Here is a 23944-nt window from a genome sequence, read left to right on the forward strand (position 1 = left end):
GACACCGGTCGGAAAGGCATGCTGGCAGCTTCCTGAAAGGACCGTTGCCGCCCTTCGGGGCGGGCAGTTGTATGGGTCGTCAGGTACGGGATTCCAGGTCTGCTGGAAACCCCTTCCCCGGCGGCGGGCTATCCCCCCCAGTACGCCGCCAGTGCACGGGGGTTCCGGAGGCCTGGCAACGGATCCGGATCCCCGTGCTCTCTGGTGAGCATCGTGCGGAAGGCGGGCCATGAACCAATTGCCGATCGGTCTGGTGTTTCCCGGACAGGGAACACAGAAGCAAGGAATGGGCGAACCCTGGCGGGAATCCCCGTCGTGGGAACTCACCGAGGAAATCTCCGAGGTCTCCGGGGAGGATCTCCAGGAACTGCTGCTGCACACCCCGGCCGAACAGCTCCGGCGCACCGACCTGGCACAGCTCGCCGTGTTCGCGGTGGCCGTCGTCGCCCACGCCGAGGCGCAGCGGCTCGGAGCGCTCGGCGGACGGGTGGTCGCCTGCGCCGGCCACAGTCTGGGCGAGTACGCGGCGCTCACCGCGGCCGGTGCCCTCACGGTCGCCGCCGCCGCCGAACTGGTCGCTGTCCGTGGCCGGGCGATGCGGGACGCGGCCCAGGCGCGCGAGGGCACCATGGGTGTCCTGGTCGCCGCACCCCTGGCGGAGGTCGAGCAGCTGGTGCACGGGATGCGTGCCGAGGGCTGTGACGTATGGGTCGCCAACATCAACGCCCCCGGCCAGAGCGTGGTGTCCGGCTCCCGCGAGGGGATCGACGCGCTCGACGCGCGGGCCCCCTCCATCGGCGCCAAGATGATCCGCCTCCAGGTCGGCGGCGCGTTCCACAGTCCCTACATGGCTTCCGCCGCCGAGAGTCTGCGCGACGCCCTCAAGCGGGCCCCGTTCAGCCCCGTACACCTGCCGGTGGTGGCCAATGCCGACGCCGAGCCGCACGGGGGTGACAGCGACTGGCCCGAGCTCTCCACCCGTCAGCTCACCGCCCCGGTGCTGTGGGAGCAGAGCGTACGGACCCTCACCGGCCCGCTCGGCTGCCGCCGCCTGGTCGAACTCGGTCCGGGACGCACGCTGGCCGGACTGATTCGCCGGATCGACCCGGACACCGAGGTCGTGTCCGTGAGCTCTCCCGGCGACCTGGACTGAAGCCCCCACGCGAGCGAGGAGAGCGACGCATCATGGCACTTGGCACAGACAGCATCTGGTTCCGCAGGTACACCACCGCGGTACCGCCCCGCATCAGACTGGTGTGCCTGCCGCACGCCGGTGGCTCGGCCAGCTTCTTCCACTCCTGGGGCCACGCTTTCGGGGCCGACGTGGAGGTCATGGCCGTCCGCTACCCGGGGCGGCAGGAACGCATCGCCGAGACCCCCGTCACCGGGATGGAGCGGCTCGCGGAGGCGGTCACCGAGGCACTCCTGCCCTGTATCGACACCCCGCTCGCGCTCTTCGGCCACAGCATGGGCGGCTCCCTCGGATACGAGATCGCCCTGCGGCTCCAGGAGCGGCACGGAGCGCCACCGTCCGTCCTGATGGTCTCCTGCCGCAAGGCTCCGCATCTGCTCACCGCCCGGACGGCCGCCTTCAGCAGCGACGACGAGCTCGTCGCCGAGGTGCAGCGCCTCGGCGGCACGGACACCTCGCTGCTCGACGATCCGGACCTGCGCGAGCTGATCCTGCCCGCCATTCGCGCGGACTTCGGGACCGTTGCCGGGTACACCGCGCGCCCCGGAGTCCCGCTGGACTGTCCCGTCGTCGGGTACGTGGGCGACAGCGACCCGGACGTTGACGTCGAAGAGGTCAGGGGATGGGAGGGCCTTGCCCCCAAGGGCTTCGACCTGAAGGTGCTGCCCGGCGGTCACTTCTACCTGGTGGACCACCGCGACGAGCTCATCGGGGACATCCGCGCACGGCTGGCCCCCGAGCTGTGAGCACCACGACCGAGCAGCGGCGGGTGAGCGGGGTCGGCGTATTGGACAAGGCCTCGATCCTGCTGAGCCTGGTGGAGAGCGGCCCCATGTCGCTGGCGGAACTCGTCGTCGGCAGCGGACTGCCCCGGCCCACCGCGCACCGCATCGCCGTCGCCCTGGAGCGGCTCGACCTGCTCATGCGGGACTTCGGCGGCCGGTTCGTGCTCGGGCCCAGGCTCGGCGGTCCCTCCGTCGAGACGCAGCGCGACCGGCTGGCGCAGGTCGCCGTCCCGGTGCTGGCGGAACTGCACGACCTGACCGGTCTCACCGCACGGCTCTACCGGCGGTGGGGTGCACTGCAGGTCTGTGTCGCCACCTCTGTGGACCGTTCCGTCGGCGCGGAGCCCGTCCCGGTCGGTACGTCCCGGCCGGCCAAGGCGGGGCCCGTCGCCCAGGTGCTGCTCGCCTGGGAGGATCCCGAAGAGCTGTACGAAGTGCTGCGGGGTACCCGGTTCACCGCAGCCCAACTGGCCCTGGTGCGCCGTCGGGGCTGGGCGTATGGGCCGGACGTCGTGGTTCCCGACACCGTTGCGTACGCCGTGCCCGTACGTACGCGCGGCAACGGGGTGATGGCTGCGCTGGCACTGGCGGGACCGTCGGCGCAGGTCCCCCTCGTGCAGGGCCGCATGCTCAGCGGCGCACTGATCGATTCCGCCGCCCGGGTCAGCGACGCGATGCTGCGCGCGCAGGGCGAATCCGTGCGTCCGAGGCTGCCGGGAAGCTGAATTGACGACAGCGGTGGCAGCTTGTTGCAGCAACCGTTGTGGCGAATAGAGCTCACCGCGACTATTCATTTGCGAGTAATCCGCCGCGCGTTATCGGGGCGGCGAATCCGAAAAGGGGTATTGGCGTGTCCACTGCTACGCGCGACGAGCGTTTCGTCACCATCAGGGAAATAGTCTGCGACATTCTTGAAATCGAGGAGGACGAGGTCAGCCCCGTCAGTCTCTTCAAGGAGGACCACGATGCCGATTCGCTGCGTGCCATTGAGATTCTGGCTGCGCTCGAAAAGGAATTCGGCGTCGTCATCAACCAGAGCGAACTGCCGCGCATGGTGAACCTGACCGGCGTCTACGAGGTCGTGTCGGAGCCGGCCGGCTGGTAGTCCGGTCCCACTGCGGTTGATTGGGAGGTTGGCATGACGGCAGTGCGCGGTACCGGCCAGGTCCGGACCGAGCGGCACCGGGTCGTCCTCACGGGACTCGGTGTGGTCTCCAGCATCGGGCTGGGGGCCAAGGAGTTCCTGCAGGGACTCCGCGAAGGGCGCAGCGGGGCGCGGCCCATCACGGTGTTCGACACCGAGGGCTTCGCCCACGCGAACGGGTGCGAGATCACGGACTTCGACCCGCGGGAGTGGATCAGCACGCTGGACGTGGAACAGCTCGGCAGGGCCGCGCAGTTCTCGGCGGCGGCCGCCCGGATGGCCCTGGAGGACTCGGGACTCGACCTGGCGGATCTGCGCACCCGCCGCGGGCTGATCTCCATCGGCACCACCGACGGCGAGAGCTACGACCTCGACCAGCTGGTCGAGAGCGAACTCGCCGACGGCGTCGGATCGTTCGACCCGGCGGCTGCCCGGCGGGTGCCCGCCGGGCGGCTGTCGGTGGCCATCGCCCAGGAACTGGGCCTTTGGGACGTGGAGGCGCTCACCATCCCCACCGCCTGCTCCGCGGGCAACTACGCGATCGGGTACGGCTTCGACGCGGTGAGCTCCGGCGAGGCGGAGTTCGCCTTCTGCGGAGGCGCGGACGCGATGTGCCGCAAGACCTTCACCGGCTTCTACCGCCTGGGCACCATCGCCCCCGACCGCTGCCAGCCCTTCGACGTGGACCGCAAGGGGATCCTCACCGGAGAGGGCGCCGGCGTACTCGTCCTGGAGCGTCTCGACTCCGCCCTGGAGCGGGGCGCCACCATCTACGCCGAAGTGCTCGGCTACGGCCTCAACTGCGACGCGCACCACCAGGTCGCCCCCGACCGCGACAGCGTCGCCGAACTGATGCGGCTCGCACTGGACAACGCCGGCGTCGCACCGCACGAGGTGGACCTCATCTCCGCCCACGGCACCGGCACCAGGGCCAACGACATCACCGAGGCGGGCGCCATCCGCCACGTCTTCGGAGACACGCCTCCCCGCACCGTTTCCATGAAGTCGATGCTCGGCCACAGCATGGGCGCGGCCAGCGCGCTCGGCGCGATCGGCTGCGCCCTCGCCATCCAGAACCGCTTCATCCCGCCCACCATCAACCACGTCACCACCGACCCCGAGTGCGACGTCGACTGCGTGCCGAACCAGGCGGTCGAGGCCGACCTGCGGATCGTTCAGAACAACGGTCTCGCCTTCGGCGGCAACAACGCGGCGGTGCTGCTCGGCCGGTACGACGCAATCAAGGAGGCGTCATGACGATCCGCCCCATCATCGGGATGGGCGCCGTCGCAGCGACCGGATCCGGGGTCGACGAACTCTTCGAGAGCCTGTGCCAGGGCCACAGCGGCCGGGCCGAACTCCGCGGCTTCGACCGCACCCGGTTCCGTGCCCAGCACGCCTACGAGGTGGACGACCGCCCCGTGCCCGGCGAGGACATACCCGGCCGCGCCACCCGGCTGCTCCTCGACGCGATCGGACAGGCCGCGGCGGACGCCGGACTCGGCGAGGACCTGAGCGGCATCCCGATCCTGATCGGCACCGGACTGCGCGAGCTGCGCTCGCTCGAACTCTGGTGGCGCGACGGCTCACCGTTCGCCGACTCCGGGCTGCACTTCGGCACCAAGCTGCGTGAGCGCTTCAACGCCGATGTCACCCACACCTTCTCCAACGCCTGCTCGGCCTCCCTGTACGCGCTGGCGCTCGGCTCCGACCTGCTGGACCAGGAGGGCGACGACGCCCCCGACACCGTGATCGTCGCCGGTGTCGACGTACTGACCGAGTCCATGTACGGACTCCTGGAGCGCGTCCATCCGGTGCCGCCGGAGCGGGTGCGCCCCTTCGACCGCAACCGTACAGGCGTCCTGATGGGCGACGGCGCCGCAGCGATCGTGCTGCGCCGCACCGACCGCGACGCTCCCCAGGTGTACGGGCGGCTGCGCGGCGTCGCCGTCAACTGCGACGCGTACCACGTCACCGCCCCGTCGCCGGAAGGCATCGCCGAGGCCATGCGCGCCGCGCACCGCATCGCCGGGGTCAAGCCCTCGGACGTCGACCTCGTGATGCTGCACGGCACCGGCACCCTGCTCAACGACGAGGCGGAGGCCACCGCGCTTGCCGCCGTGCTCGGAGACGACGCGGACCGGCCGCTCATGACGGCCGTGAAGTCGATGACGGGGCACACCTCGGGGGCGTCCGGTCTGCTCAACCTGATCGTGGGCGTACGCGCCCTGAACGAAGGGCGGGTGCCGCCGACCGTGGGCCTGGACGAGCCGGTCGATGAGGCCGCGCGGTTCCGCTTCGTCACCGGCGAGGCGGCCGACGGCCGCCAGCTGAACGTGGCGCAGCTCAACGCTTTCGGATTCGGCGGCATCAACGCCGTCACCATCGTGGAAGGAACCCGATGAGCACGCGGAGTGCTGCTGTCGTCGTCACCGGGGCTGCCGTCCTGCTGCCGGGCGCCGACACCGTACGGGCCCTCGCCGAAGGACCCGCGCCGGGCGGTGCCCCGGTCGAGCCCGCGGGTTGCGTGGGCCGCAAGGGCCTTCGCTACAAGGACCGTGCCACCCAGCTCGGTTACTGCCTGACCGCCGCGGTGCTCGGCGACGCCGGACTGCTGGGCGAGGACGGACTCACCGTGCCCGCCGAATCCGTCGGCATGGTCGTCAGCTCCAACTTCGGCAACCTGGACACCGTCGTACGGGCCCTGGACACCATCAGGGAAGAGACCGTCACGGCGACCAGCCCGATGGACCTGCCCAATGCCTCCAGCAACGTGATCGCCTCCTCGGCTGCCATCCGTTACGGCCTGCGCGGACCCAACCTGATGGTCTGCAACGGCGAGACGTCCGGTCTCGACGCCGTCCACTGGGCGGTCACGATGATCACGGCCGGCCGTACGGACCGGGTCCTCGTCCTGGGCGTCGAACCCGACAACGACGTGGTGCGCCGGCTCCTCGGCGGCACCCGTGCGGTGGACGGCGGCGCGGCTCTGCTCCTGGAGTCCCGGACGGCCGCGGCGGAACGCTCGGCGAACGTACGTGCCGTGGTCGGCCCCTACAGCCGCAGGGCCGGGGACCCGGGGCCGGCCCTCGGCCGCCGCTGGCAGCTCCCGGAACACCTCGGGCGGGCTTCCGGGGCGTACGGAGTCCTGCAGTGCGCCGCCGCCGTCGGATGGTTCGACGTCGGCGAGCGGGGCCCCGTCCAGGCTGTCGTGGGCACCGCGTCGAACGACGCGAGCGCGGAACTCCTGCTGCTCGCGCCGGAGGCGGCATAGGTGAACACCAACCTCGATCTGCGACCGGTCTCGGTCGAACAGCGCACGGCGGGAACCGGCGGGCGGATGCTGCTGCTGCACGGGCTCGCCGCCAACGACAGCGTCTGGGACCGCACGCTCGGCCTCCTCCCCGAGGACGCCGAGATCTGGACCGCCCGGCTTCCCTGGCGTACCGACGGCATCACCGAATGGGGCCAGGACCCCAATCTGAGGGGCTGGCTCGCCCGGGCCCTGGAGCTGGTGCCGGGCCGCGCCGAGACGCTCGTCGCCCACTCGATGGCCGCCAACGTGCTCCTCGACCTGCTCGACCAGAAGGCCAGGGGCGGCACCGACGCGCTGCGCCACTACGGCATCCGCTCGCTGGTGCTGGTGTCCCCCTTCTTCCGGGCGGACCAGGAAGAGTTCGACTGGGATTCGATCAGCTACTACCTGAACGAATTCCACTTGATCATGGAAGAGGGGATCCGCGTCCACTCCGGCGGCAGGCTCTCCGCCGACATCCAGCAGGCCATGGGCCGGCGGGTGCGCGACCGGGTCGGGCCCTACGGCTGGCTGCGCTTCTTCGAGCTCTACCTGCGCACCCCCTCACTGCAGACCGGCCGGATCACCGCGCGCACCCTCGTGCTGAGCGGTGAGACCGACTTCGCGGCGCCGCCCGCCGAGAGCCTGGCGCTCGCCGCTGCCCTGCCCGCTGCGTACGCCCGCGTGCTGCCGGGCTGCGGACACTTCCCGATGATCGAGGCGGCCGAACAATTCGCCGCGGAGATACGGGAGTTCCTCCACTCATCACGGGGCGGGACCCCGCTCCGGCGGACCGCCCCCCTCGACGCCCTGGAGTCCCAGCGATGACCCTCGTCACGGAGACCGCCGTCAAGGCGCTCCTCACCACGACCACCACCACGCAGGTCCGCCCCCGGTACGAGGGCTCCAACATCTGCACCTGGATCGGGTTCAAGCACGTCAACTACCTCATCGAGGAAGCCGTGCTCGACCACTTCCGTCAGACCGGACTGCCGGCCCGGGCGCTCTACGAGACGCACGGCCTCGGCCTCGACCTGGTCTCCATCGACAGCCGCATCCTGCACGCCTTCCACATGGACGACGTCGCCGAAGCCGAGGTCGTGCCGTGGACCCCGAAGGGCGAGGCCGGGGCCGCCACCATCGGCTTCAAGGTCACCATCCGGTTCGAGCGGGGCGGCGAGACGCTCAAGGCCGTCACCGCCAAGGTGCGGGTGTCGCTGCGGATCGACACTTACCTGGAGGCGGCCGGCGACATCCCGGCCGAGCTGGCCCAGTACGCCGTGGCCACCCTCGGTGACGACCTGGAGCGCGAGACCCCCGCAGTGGCCCCGGCCGAGGCGGAGATCCTCGCCTCGCTCACCGCGGGGCGCAACGCGTACGCCTGGAAGTGGAACATTCCGTACCCGTACTGCCACTTCACGGAGCGCATCCAGATGTCCGGCTACCTGCGGCTGATGGAGGAGGGCAAGGACCGCTTCGTCGCCGACCGCGGCATCTCCATCAAGACCCTTCTCGATGACCGCCGCTGGATTCCGGTCGTGCCCCGCTCCGACATCCGCATCCTCGACGAGGCGCTGATGGAGGAGGACCTCTACACGGTCTACACCGTCGAGGACGTCTTCAAGGACTTCACCTACACCTCGCGGATGGACTTCTACGTACTGCGCGAAGGCACGCTGGTGAAGACCGCGACCGGCAGCATCGTGCACGGGTACGCGGTCATCGAGAACCGCCGCGACTGGAGCCTGGTCAGCCTCGACCAGCGGGTCGTCGACGCGATCAACGGCAAGGCACCGTAGACGTGACCGAGATCTGGGAGAGCGGTGCCCCGCCCCGGCTGCTGCTCATCGAGAGCCATGGGCGGGTCATGCAGGACGCGGGCGGCTTCCGGCGCGATGCCGTCACCCAGGCGCTCATCGGGCACTCCGTACTCCTCTTCCTGGTCCAGGACGGTGTCGTGCTGGCGGTGCCGGGCAGCGACGAGGACCTGGACCGGTTCCAGAAGGGGGGCGGGGTACTGGCCGCCGACGGGTTCTCGCTCGCCCAGCGGGGACTCGACCAAACCCCGCTCAGGCCCGAACTCCGCGTGGTCGCCATGGACGAGGTCGCGGGCTGGATCCTCGATCCCGCCGTCCGGGTGGTGTGGCACTGAGTGGCCAGGACCATTCCGCACACGGATGTACTGATCACCCTCATGGGTGCGCCGCACGACTCCGACCAGGTCACCACCGCACTCAGGCTGACCCAGTCGCTGCTGGAACGGGGCGCCGCCGTGCAGGTGTGGACCTGCGGATACGCGACGATGCTCACCCAACGCGCCCTGGGCCCGGAAAAGCCGCGCAACCTGGCCGACTGGAACCGCGAGTATCCGTCCACGGCGGCCCTGGCCCAGGAGCTGCTGGCCGCGTTCCCCGACCGTCTGTACTGGTACGGCTGCCGGTTCTGCAGCGACGACCGGGGCGTCGTCGACCACCTGCCGGAGGTCGTACTGCGGCCGCCGGGAGGGTACGCCGCCAACGTGGCCGCGGCCACCAAGACCATTCTGATGGGAGTGATCTGATGGCCACTCAGGAGAACCGGGCGGGCACGGACATCGACCGTCCGGACGGGCGGGTGCTCGCGATCGTGGAGCGCGGACACCGGGGTGCGTTGGAGAAGCAGTTCTTCGACGAGTTCTACCTCGCCGCCGAACTGCACCGGCAGCTCGGCGGCCTCGACATCCTGCTGCGCGGCCAGGCCGTGACGTATGCGCTGAACGCGGGCCCGCCCCCGCCGCTGCGGATCGGAAACCGCACGGTGGGCACCCTCAGCGACCCCCGCAAGGGGCTGCGCACGCTGATCGAAGCGGGCGTCGGCGTCTGGGCGGAGGAGCCCGGTCTCGCGGCGGTCGGTGCGGCGCACTCGCCCGGCCGGCTGCTCGACGGCATCCGGGTCGCGCAGGACGGCGAACTGGCCACCCGCTGGACCGGGTACCGAATGGTCTGTTTCTTATGAGTTGTTCGAACGGAAGGAATGCGTGACGGTCATGTCCACACTCACCACGGGCGCCGGACACCCGGTGATCACCGCCTGGTCGGCCGTGTCGTCGTACGGCATCGGCAGCTCGGCGTTCGCCGACGGCCTGCGCGAGCGGCGCGCGACCGTCACCGAACTCGGTCCCGAGCACGGCGTCACCCCCGACGGATACGGCTGCGTCGTGCCCTCCTTCAGCGTCCGTGAGGTGCTGGGCAAGAAGGGCACCCGCTCCATGGACCGGGTCACCGGGCTCGCCGTCACCACCGTCGGCGCCCTCCTCGACGACGGCGAGCGCAACCGGGCCGTCGGCACGGGGGAGGGGGCGGCCTTCGCGCTCGGCACCACGACCGGCAGCGCCCAGTCGATGATGGACTTCACCCGGGAATCCCTCACCGGTGAGCAGCCCTTCTTCGTCGACCCGGCGCGCTTCCCCAACACGGTGATGAACTGCGCCGCCGGACAGAGCGCCATCTGGTACCAGCTCAAGGGCCCCAACGCCACCATCGCGGGCGGCCGCACCGCCGGGCTGCACGCTCTCAACTACTCGCGCAGGCTGCTGAGTTCGGGTCGTGCCCGAACCGTCCTGTGCGGGGCCGCCGAGGAGTTCTCACAGGCCCGCTCCTGGCTGGAACGCCGGTCGGCCGACGACCCGGACGAAGGCACCGGCACGACCGCCCCGCTCGGGGAAGGCTGCGCGATGCTCCTGGTCGAGCCGTACGACCCCGACGACCCCGGTCAGCCCGTCCTCGCCGAACTCCTCGCCGTCGAACTCGGTGTGGTGCTCGACGGCGACACCCGCCCCACCCTCGTCTCCTGCCTGCGCTCCGCGCTGCGCCGGGCCGGCGTCGACCCGGCCCAGGTGGTCGCCGTCGCCCGCTCCGGAGCACCGGGACGCGAAGGCAGGGGCGAGAGCGACGCCGTGCTGGAGGTCTTCGGAGCGGTCAACCCCACCGATCTGACGCCCACCTCCCTGATCGGCGACACCGGAGCTGCCGCGGCGGCCTTCCAGACCGCCGCACTGCTGTCGTACGCCGCCGACCGGCCCGAGCTCGCGGCCGGCCGGATCGGCGTGATCACTTCCGTGGACCGCACCGGCACCGTCGGCTGCGCCCTGCTCGGCCTGCGCTGAGCCTGTCCGCCCGCCCCGCCCCGCCCCGCAGTTGACGAGAGGAACAGGAACCCATGCTGGAGAAGGAAGAGCTCCGCGCCGTCGTGGCACAGGTACTGGACGTCGAGGTGTCCGAGGTGACCGACGACGCCAGGTTCGTCGACGACCTGGAGGTCGACTCGCTGATGGCCCTGGAGGTCGTCGTCGTCCTGGAGAAGAAGTACGGCATCAAGCTTCCGGAGTCCGAGCTCAAGCAGATCGTCACCCTGCAGAGCGCCTACGACCTGCTGCTCGGCAAATTCGACGCGGCGCAGCAGGCAGCCTGATGCCCGCCGCGAGCCCGCTCGCGGGGCCCGTCGAAGTGCTGCCCGCCGAGGACGCGTCGCACACCGCGGCCCGCTTCACCGTCCGGGACACCGAGACCGTGCTGCCCGGCCACTACCCGGGCTTCCCGATCTTCCCCGGCGTCTGCCTGGTGGAGTGCGCCCACCTCGGTGGGGGGGCCACCGCACCCGACGGGACGAAGGATCCCGAGCTGGCCGCCGTCGAGTCGACCCGGTTCACGGGCCCCGTCTTCCCGGGTGACCAGGTGGACATCGCCATGGGCTGGAAGCAGACTCCGGGCGGGGACTGGCAGTGCAGGGCGAAGCTCACCACCGGGCGCGGCGCCGCCGCCACGGTACGGCTGCGCTACCGCACCCGCACTCCCCGGACGGAAGCGGCGCGATGAGTGGCCAGCGCGACATCAGGGCCCGGCTGCCGCACCGCTTCCCGATGCTGCTCGTCGACCGGGTCGTCGACGTCGTACCCGGCGAGCGGCTGACCGCGCTCAAGGCGGTCACCTGCAACGAACCCTGGTACGACAAGCTCGGCCCGGACAGCCCCGACGAGGACTTCGCCTACCCCGCCGCGCTCCTGGTGGAGTCCTGGTGCCAGTCGGCCGGGGTCCTCGCCACCTGGGACGACCCCAACCCGGACGTCCTGACGGGGCAGGTGATGCTCTTCGGCGCCATGACCGGCGTCGAGTTCCACCGGCCGGTGCTTCCCGGGGAGGTCCTGGAACACCGGGTCAGGCTCGACCGCAGGATCGACGACACCCTCCTTTTCGAGGGCGAGAGCCGCTCGGCGGGCGAGACGGTGATGACCGTCGCCCGGATCGTCATGGCCTTCCGTCCTGCCGAGGAGTTGCGCCCTGCCGAGGAGCCGAGCCCCGTCGCCGCCAGCACCTGACCCGACCGCACACGGAGGAATGAGACATCATGGGAGACAGCACGAACCGGGTGGCCCTGGTCACCGGCGGGTCGCGCGGCATCGGCCGGGCAACGGTCCGCGCACTGGCCCGCGACGGATTCGACGTCGCCTTCTGCTACCGCTCGGACGACGCGTCCGCCCGCACCCTGGAGAAGGAGACCGAGGACAGCGGCACGACGGTGACGGGCACCCGGGTCGACGTCACCGAGGCTGCTTCCGTACGCGCCTGGATCGCCGCGACCGAAGACCGGTTCGGTCACATCGACGCGGCGGTCACCGCTGCGGGCATCACCCGCGACAACCCGCTGGTCCTCATGGAGGACGAGCAGTGGCGCCAGGTCGTCGCCACCAACCTCGACGGCGTCTACCACGTCTGCCGTGCCGTGGTCTTCGGCATGATGAAGCGCCGCAGCGGGGCGATCGTCAATCTCTCCTCGGTGGCCGGTGTTTACGGTCATGCCACCCAGACCAACTATTCCGCGTCCAAGGCCGGGATCATCGGCTTCTCCCGCGCCCTGGCCAAGGAGACCGGCCGCTCCGGCATCAGGGTCAACGCGGTTGCCCCCGGCTTCATCGAGACCGACATGGTCACCGCGATGAACGACAAGGCCCGCAAGGAAGCCCTCTCCTCGATCCCGCTGCGCCGCATGGGCACCGCGGAGGAGGTCGCCGACCTGGTTGCCTACCTGGTCTCGGACAAGGCCGCCTACATCACCGGCTCCGTACTGCAGATCGACGGCGGCATCACCATCTGACCGGACCTGACCCGACCCGACCCGACCGATCCATTCCCCCGAGCCCATTGGAGGCGGAGATGGCACGAAGAGGGCCTCGCTGGTACTTCTCGTTCCGCAGCCCCTACTCCTGGATGGCCTACCGGGATCTGCTGGGGCAGTACCCGGACGTGGCCGACCAGATCGAATGGCTTCCCTTCTGGGAACCGGACGAGCCCGCACTGGACCATCTGGAACGCAACAACATCACCTTGCCGTACGTGCCGATGTCCAAGGAGAAGCACCTCTACATCCTTCAGGACGTCCGCCGGCTGTGCCGGGCCCGCGGCCTGGACATGGTTTGGCCGGTGGACACCGAGCCCCGGTGGCAGGTTCCGCACCTGTCCTACCTGGTGGCCCAGGAGCTGGGCGCGGGCAGGGAGTTCATCGCCGCGGTCTACCGGGCCCGCTGGGAGCTCGGCGTGGACATCTCGCAGCCCGACACCATGCGCCGGGTCGCCAAGGAGCTGGACCTCGACCCGGAACTGCTGGCCGGCGCCCACGAGAACGACGAGGTGCGCGAACGCGGCCACGCGGCGCTCGACTCCCTGCACCGCGACGGTGTGTTCGGGGTCCCGTACTTCATCAGCGGATTTGAAAAGTTCTGGGGTGTGGACCGGCTTCCCGACTTCGTCGAGACGGTCCGTGCCCGTGCCCTGAAGACCACCCAGAAGGAGAACTGACCATGGCGACCAACCCTTTCGAGAACGACGACGCCCGCTACCTGGTCCTCGTCAACGAGGAGAACCAGCATTCGCTGTGGCCCGCGTTCGCCGAGGTCCCGGACGGCTGGACCGTGGCACACGGTGAGGACACCCGTCAGGCGTCGCTCGACCACATCAACGAGCACTGGACCGACATGCGCCCGAAGTCTCTGGCGGACGCCATGGACGCGGTCTGAAATCCCCCTCCCGGGTGCCGGGCAACGGGCGTTGGCAGCATTGTGCAACGCCCGTTGCCCATGGGCTCCGCCAATGTGAACGTGGCACTCACACAGCTTCTGAGAAAGCGATGCGGCTCATGACTCATTCACTGGTGTGCCTTCCCTTTGCCGGAGGCGGCGCCGGTTTCTACCGCGCCTGGAAAGCACTTCCCGACCACGCGCCGCGCATTGTTCCGCTCCAACTCCCGGGCCGTGAGGAGCAATTCGTCGACGAGCCGTTCCGGGACGTCGCAGCGGCGGCCGACGCACTCGCGCCGAGCGTCGCGGGCCTGGTGGGGGGTGACCCCGTCGCCCTCTTCGGGCACAGCCTCGGCGCCGTACTCGCCTACGAGGTGGCCCGTCGGCTGGAGCAGGACCCGGCCGTCGAGCTGACCCATCTCTTCGTGAGCGGATCTCCCGGGCCATGGACGGGGCGCAGCCGCCGGGCCACCGGGCTGGCGGACGACGAATTCCTCGACCGGGTGCAGGAGTTCGCCGGGTACGAGCACGACGCTCTCGCCGACCCCGACATGCAGGAGCTGCTGCTGCCGATCCTGCGTGCGGACGTGGAGATGCACGAGAACTACAAGCCCGTGTCGGACGAGCTGCTGCGCACCCCCGTCACCTCGCTGCGCGGCACCGACGACCGGCTGGTCGGCCGGGAACGGGCCGCCGAGTGGCAGCACGCCACCTCCGCCGCGTTCCGGCTCGTGGAGCTGGCCGGGGAGCACATGTACCTCACCGAGTCGCCGCTGCCGCTCATCGACGCGGTCACCCAGGCGTTGCGGCCGCAACCGGCACCGCAGCGATGACCCGTACGACACGGACGCGGACGGCAGGGAAGGGCCAGGACATGCTGCTCCAGGACAAGATCATCGTGGTGACCGGCGCGGCCCGCGGGCTCGGCCGGTCCTGCGCCGTGCGCTTCGCGCGGGAAGGCGCCGACCTGGTCCTCGTGGACATCGCGAAGGACCTGGCCGCTGTGCCCTACCCGTTGGGATCGGCGGACCAGCTGGAACACACCGCCGAGCTCTGCCGCAAGGAGGGCGCCGCCACCGTGACCGTGGCCGCCGACGTGCGCGAGCGCGAGGCGGTGCAGGAGGTCGCACGGCAGGCCTTCGACCGGTTCGGGACTGTTGACGTGCTGCTCAACGGTGCGGGAATCGCGGCGCCTTCGGGCAAGGCGGTCCACGAGATCAGCGAGGACGAGTGGGACCTGATGGTCGGCGTCGACCTGACGGGCGCGTGGCGGATGACGAAGGCCGTCGTCCCGGCCATGATCGAACAGCGCTCGGGCAGCGTCATCAACGTGGCGTCGACCGCGGGCCTCGTCGGATACCGCCACTTCGCCGGCTACGTCGCCGCCAAGCACGGACTCATCGGCCTGACCAAGGCCGCGGCGCTCGACTACGGGCCCTTCCGGGTCCGGGTGAATGCGCTCTGCCCCGGCTCCGTCCGCGACGATCCGCTGCACGAGGGCCGGATGCTCGCCGAGATCGCCCGGTCCCTCGACGTGGATGTGGACGAGCACGAGGAGATCTTCGTGCAGTCCCAGCCCATGAACACACTCATCGAACCGCAGGACATCGCCGGCGCGGCCGTCTGGCTCGCCGGGAACGACTCGCGCCAGGTCACGGGAACCACCCTCACCGTCGACGGCGGCTTCAGCGCCCGCTGACCACCTCCACGCCCGAGGCCCGCGCCACGTATCCCGTCCTCATCCGTCCCTCCGTACTGCATCAGGAGTCCGACCATGTCGAGAAGTCAGGCCAGGTCCTGCCACAGCCTGGTGGTCCGTGTGCCGGGCCCGATCGATGCCGGGGATCTGCGGCAGCGCCTGCGCGCCCAAGCGAGGGACCCCTGGCCGGAACTGGCGCAGCTGACGCTGTGGGAGGACGCCCTGCCCTTCGGGGCGGAGCATCCGGACGCCGGGGCCCGGGTCAGGCAGGAGGCGGAGCGCCCGCTGCACACCACCGGCCTGCCGCTCCGCGCCGTACTGCTGCGCTACGCCGACGGCGACGCCGATCTGGTCCTGGTGGCCCGCCACGAACTCACCTTTGAACAGGGCCTTTTCACCATCGGGCGGAGCGCCGCGGGCGCCGCCAGGACCTCGGACGGTTTCGGCCCCGCTCTGGACTGGGGTCTCGGTGACCCGGCCGACGCGGGCCGCACCGGTGAAGTGCCGGTGGTGCTGCCGGTGCAGCCGTCCACCGGCGTACGCGCCGGGTGGCGGGCCCTGCTCCCGGCGGCGACCGCGTTGGTGCTCGCGCGGTACGGCGCGGGCGAGACGGTCGACGAGGACCAGCGGATCTGTGACTACCTCGCCGGGTGGGAGGACTCCTACGGGGGTGGGCTGCTGCCGCTGTCAGGTGTCGGCGTGCTCATCGAGGAGACCGGGCGCGGTGAGCGCCGGCTGTCCTCGCTCGCCCCCGAACTGCCCGCCGTACTGCACTTCGCCCTGTACGACGATGGCAGCGCCTCGGGGGTGCTCCGTCATGATCTCGGCGGCCTCGCCCCTGCCGTCGCCGACCGGTTCGCGTCCCATGTCGCCCGTGTCGCCGCCCAGTTGGCGGACGGCGGCGAGCGACGGCTCGACACCGTCGAGCTGCTGGGCCCGCTGGAGACCGAGGCGGTGCTGCGACTGGGCGTCACGCCCCCCGTCGCCGCCGGCGGGGCCGATCGTACGGTGCACGGACTGTTCGCCGACGTCGTGCGTGAACGTCCCGACGCGGTGGCGCTCACCGCGGGCGGCACCAGCCTCAGCTACGCCGAACTGGACGAACGCGCCGCACGGACCGCGGCAGGTCTGCGCGCGCTGGGCGTCGCCCCCGGCAGCATGGTCGGCGTGGCGCTGGAACGCGATGCCGACCTGGTCGTGACCCTTCTCGGGATCCTCAAGGCGGACTGCGCCTACGTGCCGATGGACCTGCACTACCCCGAGGAGCGGCTGCGCTACACCGTGGAGAACGCGGGCGTCATGGTGGTCGTCGGCGGTCTCGACGAAGCCTTCCCGGCCGTCCGGGGAACACAGGTCGTCACCCCCGCCGAACTCCGCGCCCTCGGCGGCGGCGCCGCGCCGACTCCGCTCCCGGCGGACGGATCGGCCCCCGCGTACGTCATCTACACCTCGGGGTCCACCGGCCGGCCCAAGGGCGTCGTGGTCCCGCACCGGAACGTGGTGGCCCTTCTCGACGCGACCCGCGAGGACTTCGCCCTCGGCGGGGACGACGTGTGGACGCTGTTCCATTCCAGCGCCTTCGACTTCTCCGTCTGGGAGATCTGGGGCAGCCTGCTCACCGGCGGCCGGCTGGTGGTCGTGGACCACTGGGTCACCCGTGACACCGAGCTCTTCCACGAGCTGCTCGTGACGGAGCGGGTCACCGTGCTCAACCAGACTCCGTCCGCGTTCGCCCAGGTGATCGAGGCGGACCGGCGGGGGAGTGCGGAACTTGCCGTACGACTGGTGGTCTTCGGCGGTGAACCGCTCGACGTGCGGATGCTCGCGCCCTGGTTCGCCAGGCATTCGCCCAGCGGCTGCCGGCTGGTGAACATGTTCGGCATCACCGAGACCACGGTCCATGTCACCGCGCACACCGTGACTCCTGCCGACGTCCTGGCGGCCGGCCGCCGGGTCGGACCCGCGCTGCCCGGCTGGACCCTGTCGGTCCGCGACCCGCGCGGCCGGTTGCTGCCGGTCGGAGCCGCCGGGGAGATCTGCGTCGGCGGCGCAGGCGTCGCCGACCGCTATCTCGGACTGCCCGAACTCACCGCGGAACGCTTCGTCGACGATCCGTACGGCGGTGGCCGGATCTACCGCAGCGGCGACCGAGGCAGGCTGCGCCCCGATGGCGGCCTCGATCACCTCGGACGGCTGGACAGCCAGGTCAAGGTGCGCGGCCACCGCATCGAACTGGACGAGATCCGCAACGTCCTGCTGAGCCACCCCGAGGTGTCGGGGGCGGCGACCGTGCTGAATCACGAGGTCCCCGGGGACTCGGCGACCGCCCGCATCGACGCCTATGTGGCGCTGCGCGGCCGGGCAGCCGGCGCCGACGTGCTCGCCCACGCCCGGCGCGTACTTCCCGCGTACATGGTTCCGGCCTCGATCACCGAACTCCCCGCCATCCCGCTGACCATCAACGGCAAGGTCGACACGGCCGCACTGCCTGCCCCGGCTCCGGCCGCGGTACGGACTGCGCAGGGGCCCGGGGAATCCGTCGTGCCCGGCGCAGGCCACGACCCGCTGGCCGCGCAGCTCCTCAAGCTCTGGGGGCATGCGCTGAACGCCGAAGTAACCGAGCAGGACAACTTCTTCGAGCTCGGCGGGAATTCGCTGCTCGTTATCCGGCTGCTCCGTGAGATGCGAGAACTCGGCCTGCCGAAGGTTTCCACCCAGGACTTCTACCGAAACTCGACGGCAGGCCGGTTCATCGAACTTGTCAGGGATTCTCAGGGCTGATCGGAAGGGCGGCGGCCGGAATACTTCGAGGAGTTCTTACGGTCGCCGTCGACCCGTCGTTTGATCGCGGAGAGAAGTGCGATCCTGATGATTCCGCTCGGTATGCGGATCAAGAACCAGTACCGGCCGAAGTTCCGCCGGGTCTGCTCGTCGGTGGCGAGGATCCTGGTCTCCGTCGTCAATACCCCGTCGGAATAGTGCATGTTGAAACCGACCTTGGTGCAGCCCGGTTCCGCGTAGTCCTTGAACACCTCCGGCATGGGCAGGTCCGGGCGCACGGGGCCGGCCTGGGAGCCGATGCCCCCGTACAGCAACTCGTTGTCGGAGAGCTCCAGTACGGTGTCCCCGCCCATCGCGAAGTCGTCGAGGACCCTGCCGTCGGCCTGCAGTTTGTTCCGGGTGAAGGCCAGGAAGAAGCGCGCCACCGGGGCCTCTCGCCAGGTCATCTCACGGGCCGCGCGCAGTACTTCTTCGCGGGGCGCGGACACGGCCACCCAATGGTGTTCACGGAAATGCCATTTCGGCATGTAGCGATCGATCAAGGTGGCTTCTAATTTTCCTTCTCGGGTCATGCTTGCGACGCTAGCATGCGCGGTCTGCGAAGAGGGTGGCAGGTTTCTGCAAGTGCCGTTGTCCCGGCCGAAACAGGACTGTTAAGAATGGTCGTGTTGTCACTCGGCAATTCTCTTCCGTGCTTGTTCGATCATTTCATTGAGGGTGAGTGGTTGTGTCTGACCTTCGGGGCGCCCTTCTGCCGTTGACCGCTGCCCAGTCGGGCGTCTGGTACGCGCAGCAGTTGAATCCGCAGAACACGATCTTCAACACCGGGGAATTCCTGGAAATCGGCGGCCCGGTCGACGCGGTCCTGTTCGAGGCCGCGCTCCGGCGCGTCGTCACCGAGGCCGAGACGCTGCGTCAGCGGTTCGTCGAGACCGACGACGGCCCGGCCGTGCGGATCGTTCCTGCGGGCAGCCTCGACTGGTCCCTGCACGTCGTCGACGTCAGTGGCGAGAGCGACCCCTGGGCCGCCGCCCGCGCCTGGATGGCCGAGGACTTCGCACGCCCCCTGGACACCGCGCGCGACCAGCTCTTCCTCTTCGCCCTCTTCAAGGTCGCCGAGGACCGTCACCTCTGGCTGCACCGCTACCACCACCTGCTGGTCGACGGCTTCACCGTCAACATGGTCGTCCGGCGGACCGCCGCCGTGTACTCGGCGCTGGTGGCCGGCGAGCAGATACCGGAAGGACCGTTCGCCCCGCTGGCGCAGCTGCACGCGGAGAAGGACGCCTACCGGGACTCCGAGCGGTTCGGCGCCGACCGCGCCTACTGGATCGACCGGCTCAAGGAGTGCCCCGAGCCGGTCAGTCTCTCCGGCGAACAGCCCGCCCTGGCCACGTCCCTGGCGCGACGCACCGCCCACCTCGACGCCCAGGACACCGACCGGCTGCGCGCGCTGGCGAGCGACGCCTCCGTCACCTGGCCGCCCGCACTGATCGCGGCCGTCGCCGCCTGGATGCAGCGGCTCACGGGCGCCCCCGAGATCGTGCTCGGCCTGCCGGTCTCCACCCGGCTCGGCAAGAGCGCCCGCAGCGTGCCCGGCATGGTCTCCAACGTGCTGCCCCTGCGGATCGCGATCAAGCCGGGAATCACGGTCGAGGAGCTCCTGCACCAGGTCTCCGCGGAGATGCGCGCCGCGCTGAAGCACCAGCGCTACCAGTTCGAGGACCTGCGCAGGGACCTCGGCATGCTCGCCGACGACCGGCGGCTGGTCGGTCCGCACGTGAACATCATGATGTTCGACTACGACCTCACCTTCGCCGGACATTCCGCCAGGCCGCACAACCTCTCCATCGGCCCCGCCGACGACATCTCCTTCATCGTGTACGACCGGGGCACCGGCGGAGGACTGCAGATCGACTTCGACGCCAACCCCGACCTGTACGGCGACGACAGGATCCAGGCGTACCAGGGCACGTTCCTCGACTTCCTGCGCCGGCTCGGCAGCACCGCCCCCGACCGCCCGGTGGACTCCATCGAGCTGGACACCGAGGGCCCGGCGCCGCGGCGCGAGGCGCCTGCCGCCGAGGCCCCGGCGCTCGCCACGGGAAGCGCCGTGGCCCGTGGCCCGCGCACCACCGAGGAGGAGGTCCTGTGCCGTCTCTTCGCCGAGGTGCTCGGCGAGGCCCACGTCACGGTGGACGACAACTTCTTCCTGCTGGGCGGCAGTTCACTACAGGTGACCCGTCTCGTCGGCCGGATCCGCAAGGAATTGAAGGCCGAGCTGACACTGCGGACCGTCTTCGAGAACGCCACGGTCGCCTCCCTCGCCGAGGCACTCGGCTTCGCCGCAGGGGCCCGTCAGTCCCTCACCAAGCGGCCCAGGCCGCGGGTACTCCCGTTGTCCGCGGCACAGAACCGGCTGTGGTTCCTCAACCAGATGGAGCGCGGCGGGGCCACGTACAACGACGGGCTCACCGTCGAACTGGCCGGCCGGCCCGACACCGACGCGCTGCGCGCCGCCCTCGGCGACGTCGTCGCACGCCACGAGAGCCTGCGCACCGTCTTCCCGGTCCAGGACGGCGCCCCGTACCAGCACGTTCGCACGCCTGCCGACGCGCTCCCCGAGCTTCTCGTCGCGAACGCCACCGCCGACAGCCTCGACGGTGAGCTCGCGGCCGCGGCCGCCCGCGGATTCAACCTGGCCGTGGAGATCCCGGTACGCGCCCACCTGTTCACCCTCGCCCCCGACCAGCACGTCCTGCTGGTCGTCGTGCATCACATCGCGGGCGACGGCTGGTCGGTGGCACCGTTCACCCGTGACCTGAGCCACGCGTACACGTCCCGACTGAGCGGTGGCGCACCGGAGTTCACCCCGCTGCCCGTGCAGTACGCCGACTACTCCCTCTGGCAGCACGACCTGCTCGGCGACGAGAACGACCCGCAGAGTGTGCTCTGCCAGCAGATCGCCCACTGGAAGGACACGCTCGCCGGACTTCCCGAGGAGCTGACGCTCCCCACCGACCGCCCCCGCCCCGCCGTCGCCGGCCACCAGGGCGGCCACCTCGACTTCCGGCTCGGTGCGCAGACGCACGAGCGTCTCGTCGCCCTCTCCCGGGAGAGCGGTGCCAGTGTGTTCATGGTGGCGCAGGCCGCGCTCGCGGCGCTGCTCGGCCGGCTCGGTGCGGGTGAGGACATTCCCGTGGGTACGGTCATCGCGGGGCGTACGGATGAGGCGTTGGACGATCTGGTCGGGTTCTTCGTGAACACGCTGGTGCTGCGTACGGATCTGTCGGGTGATCCGACCTTCCGTGAGCTGGTGGAGCGGGTCCGGGAGACGGACCTGGCGGCGTACGCGAACCAGGACGTGCCCTTCGAGCGGCTGGTGGAGGTCCTCAACCCGGTCCGCTCCCTGGCCCGCCACCCCCTCGCCCAGGTCACGCTCGCCATGGAGGACAACCAGGCGCCGGTGCTCGACCTCCCGGGACTTGTCGCCACGGCCCGGAACCTGGAGACCGACACCGCCAAGTTCGACCTCTCCTTCCGGCTGGGGGAGCGCTTCACCGACGGCGGCGGGCCCGCCGGGGTCGAAGGCCGGATCGAGTTCGCACTCGACCTGTTCGACCACGAGACCGTGCGCACCGTCGGCGACCGGTTCCTGCGCCTGTTCGACGCCCTCGTCGCCGCCCCCGACACCCGCATAGGCGCCGTCGGCATCCTCGCCGACGACGAGCGGGACCGTGTTCTGGTGGGCTGGAACGACACCGCGGGCGACGTGCCGTACGCGACCGTCCCCGAGCTCTTCGCCACGCAGGTCGCCGCCACCCCCGACGCCACCGCCCTCGTCTTCGAGGACACCTCGCTGACCTACCGCGAACTCGACACGCGGGCGGCGCGGCTCGCCCGGCTGCTGCGCGACCGAGGCGTGGACCGGGGCAGCCCGGTGGCCGTGGCGCTCGGCCGCTCCGTCGAGACGATCGTCTGCCTCCTCGCGACGATGAAGGCGGGTGCGGTGTACGTGCCGGTCGACCCGGCCTACCCCGCCGAGCGGATCGCGTACATCCTCGGCGATGCCCGGCCCGCCCTCGTCCTCAGCAGCACCGCGCTCCGGTCCGCGCTGCCGGACGACGGTCTTGAGCGACTGCTGCTCGACGAGGTGCAGCTCCCACCGGACGGCCTTGCAGCGGGCGAACTCCTGCCGCTGGACGCCGCGTACATCATCTACACCTCGGGCTCCACCGGCCGCCCCAAGGGCGTCGTCGTCAGCCACGCGGGTGTCGCCAGCATGACCGCCGCCCACCGCGCCGCCTTCGGAGGCGGCCCCGGCCACCGGGTCCTGCAGTTCTCCTCGCCCAGCTTCGACGCCTCGATCTGGGAGATCCTCACCACCCTGCTGTCCGGATCCGCGCTGGTCCTGGCCCCCACCGAGCGGCTGGCCGCCGGTGAACCCCTCGCCGGACTCCTCACCCAGCAGCAGGTCACCCATGCGACCCTGCCGCCCGTCGTGCTCGCCGCCATGGGCGACGCCCGCCTTCCCGAGGGCATGGCCCTGGTCACCGCAGGTGAGGCCTGCTCCACCGAGCTCGTCGGCCGCTGGTCCGCGGGCCGTCGCATGGTCAACGCCTACGGCCCCACCGAGTCGACGGTCTGCGCGACCATGAGCGGCCCTCTCCAACAGGGCACCGGCGCCCCGCCGATCGGCCGCCCCATCACCAACACCCGTGTGTACGTGCTCGACGCCACCTTGCAACCGGTACCGGCCGGAGTGCCGGGCGAGCTGTACCTCACCGGGGCCGGTCTGGCCCGCGGCTATCTCGGCCGCCCCGGGCTGACGGCCGAACGCTTCGTGGCCGATCCGTTCGGCGCCCCCGGCGCCCGGATGTACCGCACCGGCGACCTCGTCCGCTGGACCGCCGGGGGAGAGCTGCAGTACCTCGGCCGGGCGGACGACCAGGTCAAGATCCGCGGATTCAGAATCGAGCTCGGCGAGATCGAAGCCGTCCTCGTCGGGCACGGGAGCGTCGCCCAGGGCGCCGTGATCGTCCGCGAGGACCGTCCGGGCGACAAGCGCCTCGTGGCCTATGCCGTGCCGGGCGCCGGCGCCGCCGACTCCATCGACCCCGCCGGGCTGCGCGCGCACATCGCGGCCGCACTGCCCGACTACATGGTCCCCGCTGCCGTCCTTGTGCTCGACTCCCTGCCGGTGACCACGAACGGCAAGCTCGACCGCAGGGCGCTCCCCGCCCCGGACTTCGGCGGTACGGGCGCGGGCCGGACGCCGCGCACCCGCCAGGAGACCGTGCTGTGCGCCCTGTTCGCCGAGGTGCTCGACGCCACGGCAGTCTCCATCGACGACGGCTTCTTCGACCTCGGCGGCCACTCGCTCCTCGCCACCCGGCTGATCAGTCGCATCCGTACCGTCCTCGGCGTCGAACTCACCGTGCGCGCGCTCTTCGAGACCCCCACCGTGGCTGCGCTCGCCGCCGCCCTCGACGGCGCACAGGGCGCTCGCGAGCCCGTGCGCCCGCGTCGGCGGCCCGCAGCGATCCCCCTCTCGCACGCACAGCGCCGGCTCTGGTTCCTCGGTCACTTCGAGGGCCCCAGCGGCACCTACAACCTGGGCCTCTCCCTGAGGCTGCGTGGCCGCCTCGACACGGCCGCGCTGGAAGCCGCACTCACGGATGTGACGACACGTCATGAGGCGCTGCGCACGCTCTTTCCCGATGTGGACGGCCACCCCCGGCAGCTCGTCCTCGACGCCGCCGACCCGGCCGCCCGGCCGCGGCTGCACCGCGTCGATGCCACCCCCGAGACGCTCGACGACGTCCTGGCGCGCACCGCGGCCGAGGGCTTCGAGGTGGTCCGCGAGATCCCGGTCCGCGCCCATCTGATCACCCTCACGCCGGAGGAGCACGTCCTGCTCGTGGTGGTGCATCACATCGCGGGTGACGGCTGGTCGTTGGCGCCTCTGGCCCGTGATCTGGGTGTGGCGTACGCGGCTCG

Annotated in this window: 24 protein-coding genes; 23 read left to right on the plus strand and 1 reads right to left on the minus strand. The window is 70.6% G+C overall.

The genetic code is table 11. The features are described from left to right. Window positions 1–229: 229 nt before the first annotated feature. From AB0D18_RS35005 to AB0D18_RS35110, 22 genes are all read left to right on the plus strand, one after another. Window positions 230–1153 (plus strand): ACP S-malonyltransferase, encoded by a 924-nt coding sequence (locus tag AB0D18_RS35005; RefSeq protein ID WP_362428132.1) that lies wholly within the window; start codon window positions 230–232, stop codon window positions 1151–1153. A 32-nt stretch (window positions 1154–1185) separates the two neighbouring features. Beyond that, on the plus strand, window positions 1186–1938 hold the full coding sequence (locus tag AB0D18_RS35010; RefSeq protein ID WP_362428135.1) for an alpha/beta fold hydrolase: 753 nt from the start codon (window positions 1186–1188) through the stop codon (window positions 1936–1938). An 86-nt stretch (window positions 1939–2024) separates the two neighbouring features. After that, window positions 2025–2702, plus strand: coding sequence for an IclR family transcriptional regulator C-terminal domain-containing protein (locus tag AB0D18_RS35015; protein ID WP_362428197.1), 678 nt, complete (start codon window positions 2025–2027; stop codon window positions 2700–2702). A 125-nt stretch (window positions 2703–2827) separates the two neighbouring features. Continuing rightward, on the plus strand, window positions 2828–3082 hold the full coding sequence (locus AB0D18_RS35020) for an acyl carrier protein (protein WP_266658552.1): 255 nt from the start codon (window positions 2828–2830) through the stop codon (window positions 3080–3082). Window positions 3083–3115: 33 nt separating this feature from the next. Then, window positions 3116–4378, plus strand: a complete 1263-nt coding sequence (locus tag AB0D18_RS35025; protein WP_362428138.1) for a beta-ketoacyl-[acyl-carrier-protein] synthase family protein — start codon at window positions 3116–3118, stop codon at window positions 4376–4378. Next, complete coding sequence (locus AB0D18_RS35030; protein WP_362428141.1) at window positions 4375–5526, plus strand: beta-ketoacyl synthase N-terminal-like domain-containing protein; 1152 nt, start codon at window positions 4375–4377, stop codon at window positions 5524–5526. Before AB0D18_RS35025 ends, AB0D18_RS35030 begins: the two co-directional genes overlap by 4 nt. Further along, complete coding sequence (locus AB0D18_RS35035) at window positions 5523–6395, plus strand: beta-ketoacyl synthase N-terminal-like domain-containing protein (RefSeq protein ID WP_362428143.1); 873 nt, start codon at window positions 5523–5525, stop codon at window positions 6393–6395. The genes AB0D18_RS35030 and AB0D18_RS35035 overlap by 4 nt, the downstream gene beginning before the upstream one ends. Next, window positions 6396–7244, plus strand: a complete 849-nt coding sequence (locus AB0D18_RS35040; protein ID WP_362428146.1) for an alpha/beta hydrolase — start codon at window positions 6396–6398, stop codon at window positions 7242–7244. Further along, window positions 7241–8215, plus strand: a complete 975-nt coding sequence (locus AB0D18_RS35045; RefSeq protein ID WP_362428149.1) for a hypothetical protein — start codon at window positions 7241–7243, stop codon at window positions 8213–8215. Before AB0D18_RS35040 ends, AB0D18_RS35045 begins: the two co-directional genes overlap by 4 nt. Before the next feature lie 2 nt (window positions 8216–8217). Further along, a complete protein-coding gene (locus tag AB0D18_RS35050; protein ID WP_362428152.1) occupies window positions 8218–8568 on the plus strand; it encodes a hypothetical protein in 351 nt (116 codons plus the stop codon). Next, window positions 8569–8976 (plus strand): hypothetical protein, encoded by a 408-nt coding sequence (locus AB0D18_RS35055; RefSeq protein WP_362428154.1) that lies wholly within the window; start codon window positions 8569–8571, stop codon window positions 8974–8976. Next, window positions 8976–9410, plus strand: coding sequence for a hypothetical protein (locus AB0D18_RS35060; RefSeq protein WP_362428157.1), 435 nt, complete (start codon window positions 8976–8978; stop codon window positions 9408–9410). Before AB0D18_RS35055 ends, AB0D18_RS35060 begins: the two co-directional genes overlap by 1 nt. Window positions 9411–9441: 31 nt before the next feature. Continuing rightward, entirely contained in the window at window positions 9442–10560 is a 1119-nt protein-coding gene (locus AB0D18_RS35065; protein WP_362428159.1) for a beta-ketoacyl synthase N-terminal-like domain-containing protein, read from the plus strand. A gap of 53 nt (window positions 10561–10613) precedes the next feature. Further along, window positions 10614–10865: an acyl carrier protein gene (locus AB0D18_RS35070; protein WP_266658542.1), complete on the plus strand. Its 252-nt coding sequence runs from the start codon at window positions 10614–10616 to the stop codon at window positions 10863–10865. Continuing rightward, complete coding sequence (locus AB0D18_RS35075; protein ID WP_362428162.1) at window positions 10865–11269, plus strand: hypothetical protein; 405 nt, start codon at window positions 10865–10867, stop codon at window positions 11267–11269. Before AB0D18_RS35070 ends, AB0D18_RS35075 begins: the two co-directional genes overlap by 1 nt. Continuing rightward, on the plus strand, window positions 11266–11769 hold the full coding sequence (locus tag AB0D18_RS35080; RefSeq protein ID WP_362428165.1) for a beta-hydroxyacyl-ACP dehydratase: 504 nt from the start codon (window positions 11266–11268) through the stop codon (window positions 11767–11769). The genes AB0D18_RS35075 and AB0D18_RS35080 overlap by 4 nt, the downstream gene beginning before the upstream one ends. Window positions 11770–11798: 29 nt before the next feature. Further along, window positions 11799–12545 carry a 3-oxoacyl-[acyl-carrier-protein] reductase gene (fabG, locus tag AB0D18_RS35085; RefSeq protein WP_362428168.1) on the plus strand — a complete coding sequence of 249 codons (747 nt, stop codon included), beginning with the start codon at window positions 11799–11801 and terminating at the stop codon, window positions 12543–12545. A 59-nt stretch (window positions 12546–12604) separates the two neighbouring features. Beyond that, on the plus strand, window positions 12605–13246 hold the full coding sequence (locus AB0D18_RS35090; RefSeq protein ID WP_362428170.1) for a DsbA family protein: 642 nt from the start codon (window positions 12605–12607) through the stop codon (window positions 13244–13246). Window positions 13247–13248: 2 nt separating this feature from the next. Further along, window positions 13249–13464 (plus strand): MbtH family protein, encoded by a 216-nt coding sequence (locus AB0D18_RS35095; protein WP_362428173.1) that lies wholly within the window; start codon window positions 13249–13251, stop codon window positions 13462–13464. Window positions 13465–13583: 119 nt separating this feature from the next. After that, the gene (locus AB0D18_RS35100) at window positions 13584–14297 is read left to right on the plus strand and encodes an alpha/beta fold hydrolase (protein ID WP_362428176.1); all 714 of its coding nucleotides are present in this window, start codon (window positions 13584–13586) and stop codon (window positions 14295–14297) included. A 41-nt stretch (window positions 14298–14338) separates the two neighbouring features. After that, a complete protein-coding gene (locus tag AB0D18_RS35105; protein ID WP_362428199.1) occupies window positions 14339–15163 on the plus strand; it encodes an SDR family oxidoreductase in 825 nt (274 codons plus the stop codon). 75 nt (window positions 15164–15238) lie between these two features. Then, window positions 15239–17944, plus strand: coding sequence for an amino acid adenylation domain-containing protein (locus AB0D18_RS35110; RefSeq protein WP_362428178.1), 2706 nt, complete (start codon window positions 15239–15241; stop codon window positions 17942–17944). Here AB0D18_RS35110 and AB0D18_RS35115 read toward each other — a convergent pair. Continuing rightward, window positions 17935–18516, minus strand: coding sequence for a hypothetical protein (locus AB0D18_RS35115; RefSeq protein ID WP_362428181.1), 582 nt, complete (start codon window positions 18514–18516; stop codon window positions 17935–17937). The genes AB0D18_RS35110 and AB0D18_RS35115 overlap by 10 nt on opposite strands. 155 nt (window positions 18517–18671) lie before the next feature. On the opposite strand from AB0D18_RS35115, the gene AB0D18_RS35120 reads away from it, so the two are divergent. Continuing rightward, on the plus strand, window positions 18672–23944 hold a 5273-nt coding region (locus tag AB0D18_RS35120; RefSeq protein ID WP_362428183.1), incomplete at its 3' end, for an amino acid adenylation domain-containing protein.

The sequence above is a fragment of the Streptomyces sp. NPDC048442 genome (assembly GCF_040651475.1).
Taxonomy (GTDB): Bacteria; Actinomycetota; Actinomycetes; order Streptomycetales; family Streptomycetaceae; genus Streptomyces.

What these genes read in the sequence shown, in the direction of transcription:
- AB0D18_RS35080 (WP_362428165.1), top strand. Translation starts at nt 11,266, where the DNA reads ATGAGTGGCCAGCGCGACATCAGGGCCCGGCTGCCGCACCGCTTCCCG.
- AB0D18_RS35115 (WP_362428181.1), bottom strand. Translation starts at nt 18,516, where the DNA reads ATGACCCGAGAAGGAAAATTAGAAGCCACCTTGATCGATCGCTACATG.
- AB0D18_RS35075 (WP_362428162.1), top strand. Translation starts at nt 10,865, where the DNA reads ATGCCCGCCGCGAGCCCGCTCGCGGGGCCCGTCGAAGTGCTGCCCGCC.
- AB0D18_RS35090 (WP_362428170.1), top strand. Translation starts at nt 12,605, where the DNA reads ATGGCACGAAGAGGGCCTCGCTGGTACTTCTCGTTCCGCAGCCCCTAC.
- AB0D18_RS35045 (WP_362428149.1), top strand. Translation starts at nt 7,241, where the DNA reads ATGACCCTCGTCACGGAGACCGCCGTCAAGGCGCTCCTCACCACGACC.
- AB0D18_RS35015 (WP_362428197.1), top strand. Translation starts at nt 2,025, where the DNA reads ATGTCGCTGGCGGAACTCGTCGTCGGCAGCGGACTGCCCCGGCCCACC.
- AB0D18_RS35060 (WP_362428157.1), top strand. Translation starts at nt 8,976, where the DNA reads ATGGCCACTCAGGAGAACCGGGCGGGCACGGACATCGACCGTCCGGAC.
- AB0D18_RS35095 (WP_362428173.1), top strand. Translation starts at nt 13,249, where the DNA reads ATGGCGACCAACCCTTTCGAGAACGACGACGCCCGCTACCTGGTCCTC.
- AB0D18_RS35030 (WP_362428141.1), top strand. Translation starts at nt 4,375, where the DNA reads ATGACGATCCGCCCCATCATCGGGATGGGCGCCGTCGCAGCGACCGGA.
- AB0D18_RS35035 (WP_362428143.1), top strand. Translation starts at nt 5,523, where the DNA reads ATGAGCACGCGGAGTGCTGCTGTCGTCGTCACCGGGGCTGCCGTCCTG.
- fabG (WP_362428168.1), top strand. Translation starts at nt 11,799, where the DNA reads ATGGGAGACAGCACGAACCGGGTGGCCCTGGTCACCGGCGGGTCGCGC.
- AB0D18_RS35025 (WP_362428138.1), top strand. Translation starts at nt 3,116, where the DNA reads ATGACGGCAGTGCGCGGTACCGGCCAGGTCCGGACCGAGCGGCACCGG.
- AB0D18_RS35110 (WP_362428178.1), top strand. Translation starts at nt 15,239, where the DNA reads ATGTCGAGAAGTCAGGCCAGGTCCTGCCACAGCCTGGTGGTCCGTGTG.
- AB0D18_RS35105 (WP_362428199.1), top strand. Translation starts at nt 14,339, where the DNA reads ATGCTGCTCCAGGACAAGATCATCGTGGTGACCGGCGCGGCCCGCGGG.
- AB0D18_RS35100 (WP_362428176.1), top strand. Translation starts at nt 13,584, where the DNA reads ATGACTCATTCACTGGTGTGCCTTCCCTTTGCCGGAGGCGGCGCCGGT.
- AB0D18_RS35070 (WP_266658542.1), top strand. Translation starts at nt 10,614, where the DNA reads ATGCTGGAGAAGGAAGAGCTCCGCGCCGTCGTGGCACAGGTACTGGAC.
- AB0D18_RS35065 (WP_362428159.1), top strand. Translation starts at nt 9,442, where the DNA reads ATGTCCACACTCACCACGGGCGCCGGACACCCGGTGATCACCGCCTGG.
- AB0D18_RS35010 (WP_362428135.1), top strand. Translation starts at nt 1,186, where the DNA reads ATGGCACTTGGCACAGACAGCATCTGGTTCCGCAGGTACACCACCGCG.
- AB0D18_RS35005 (WP_362428132.1), top strand. Translation starts at nt 230, where the DNA reads ATGAACCAATTGCCGATCGGTCTGGTGTTTCCCGGACAGGGAACACAG.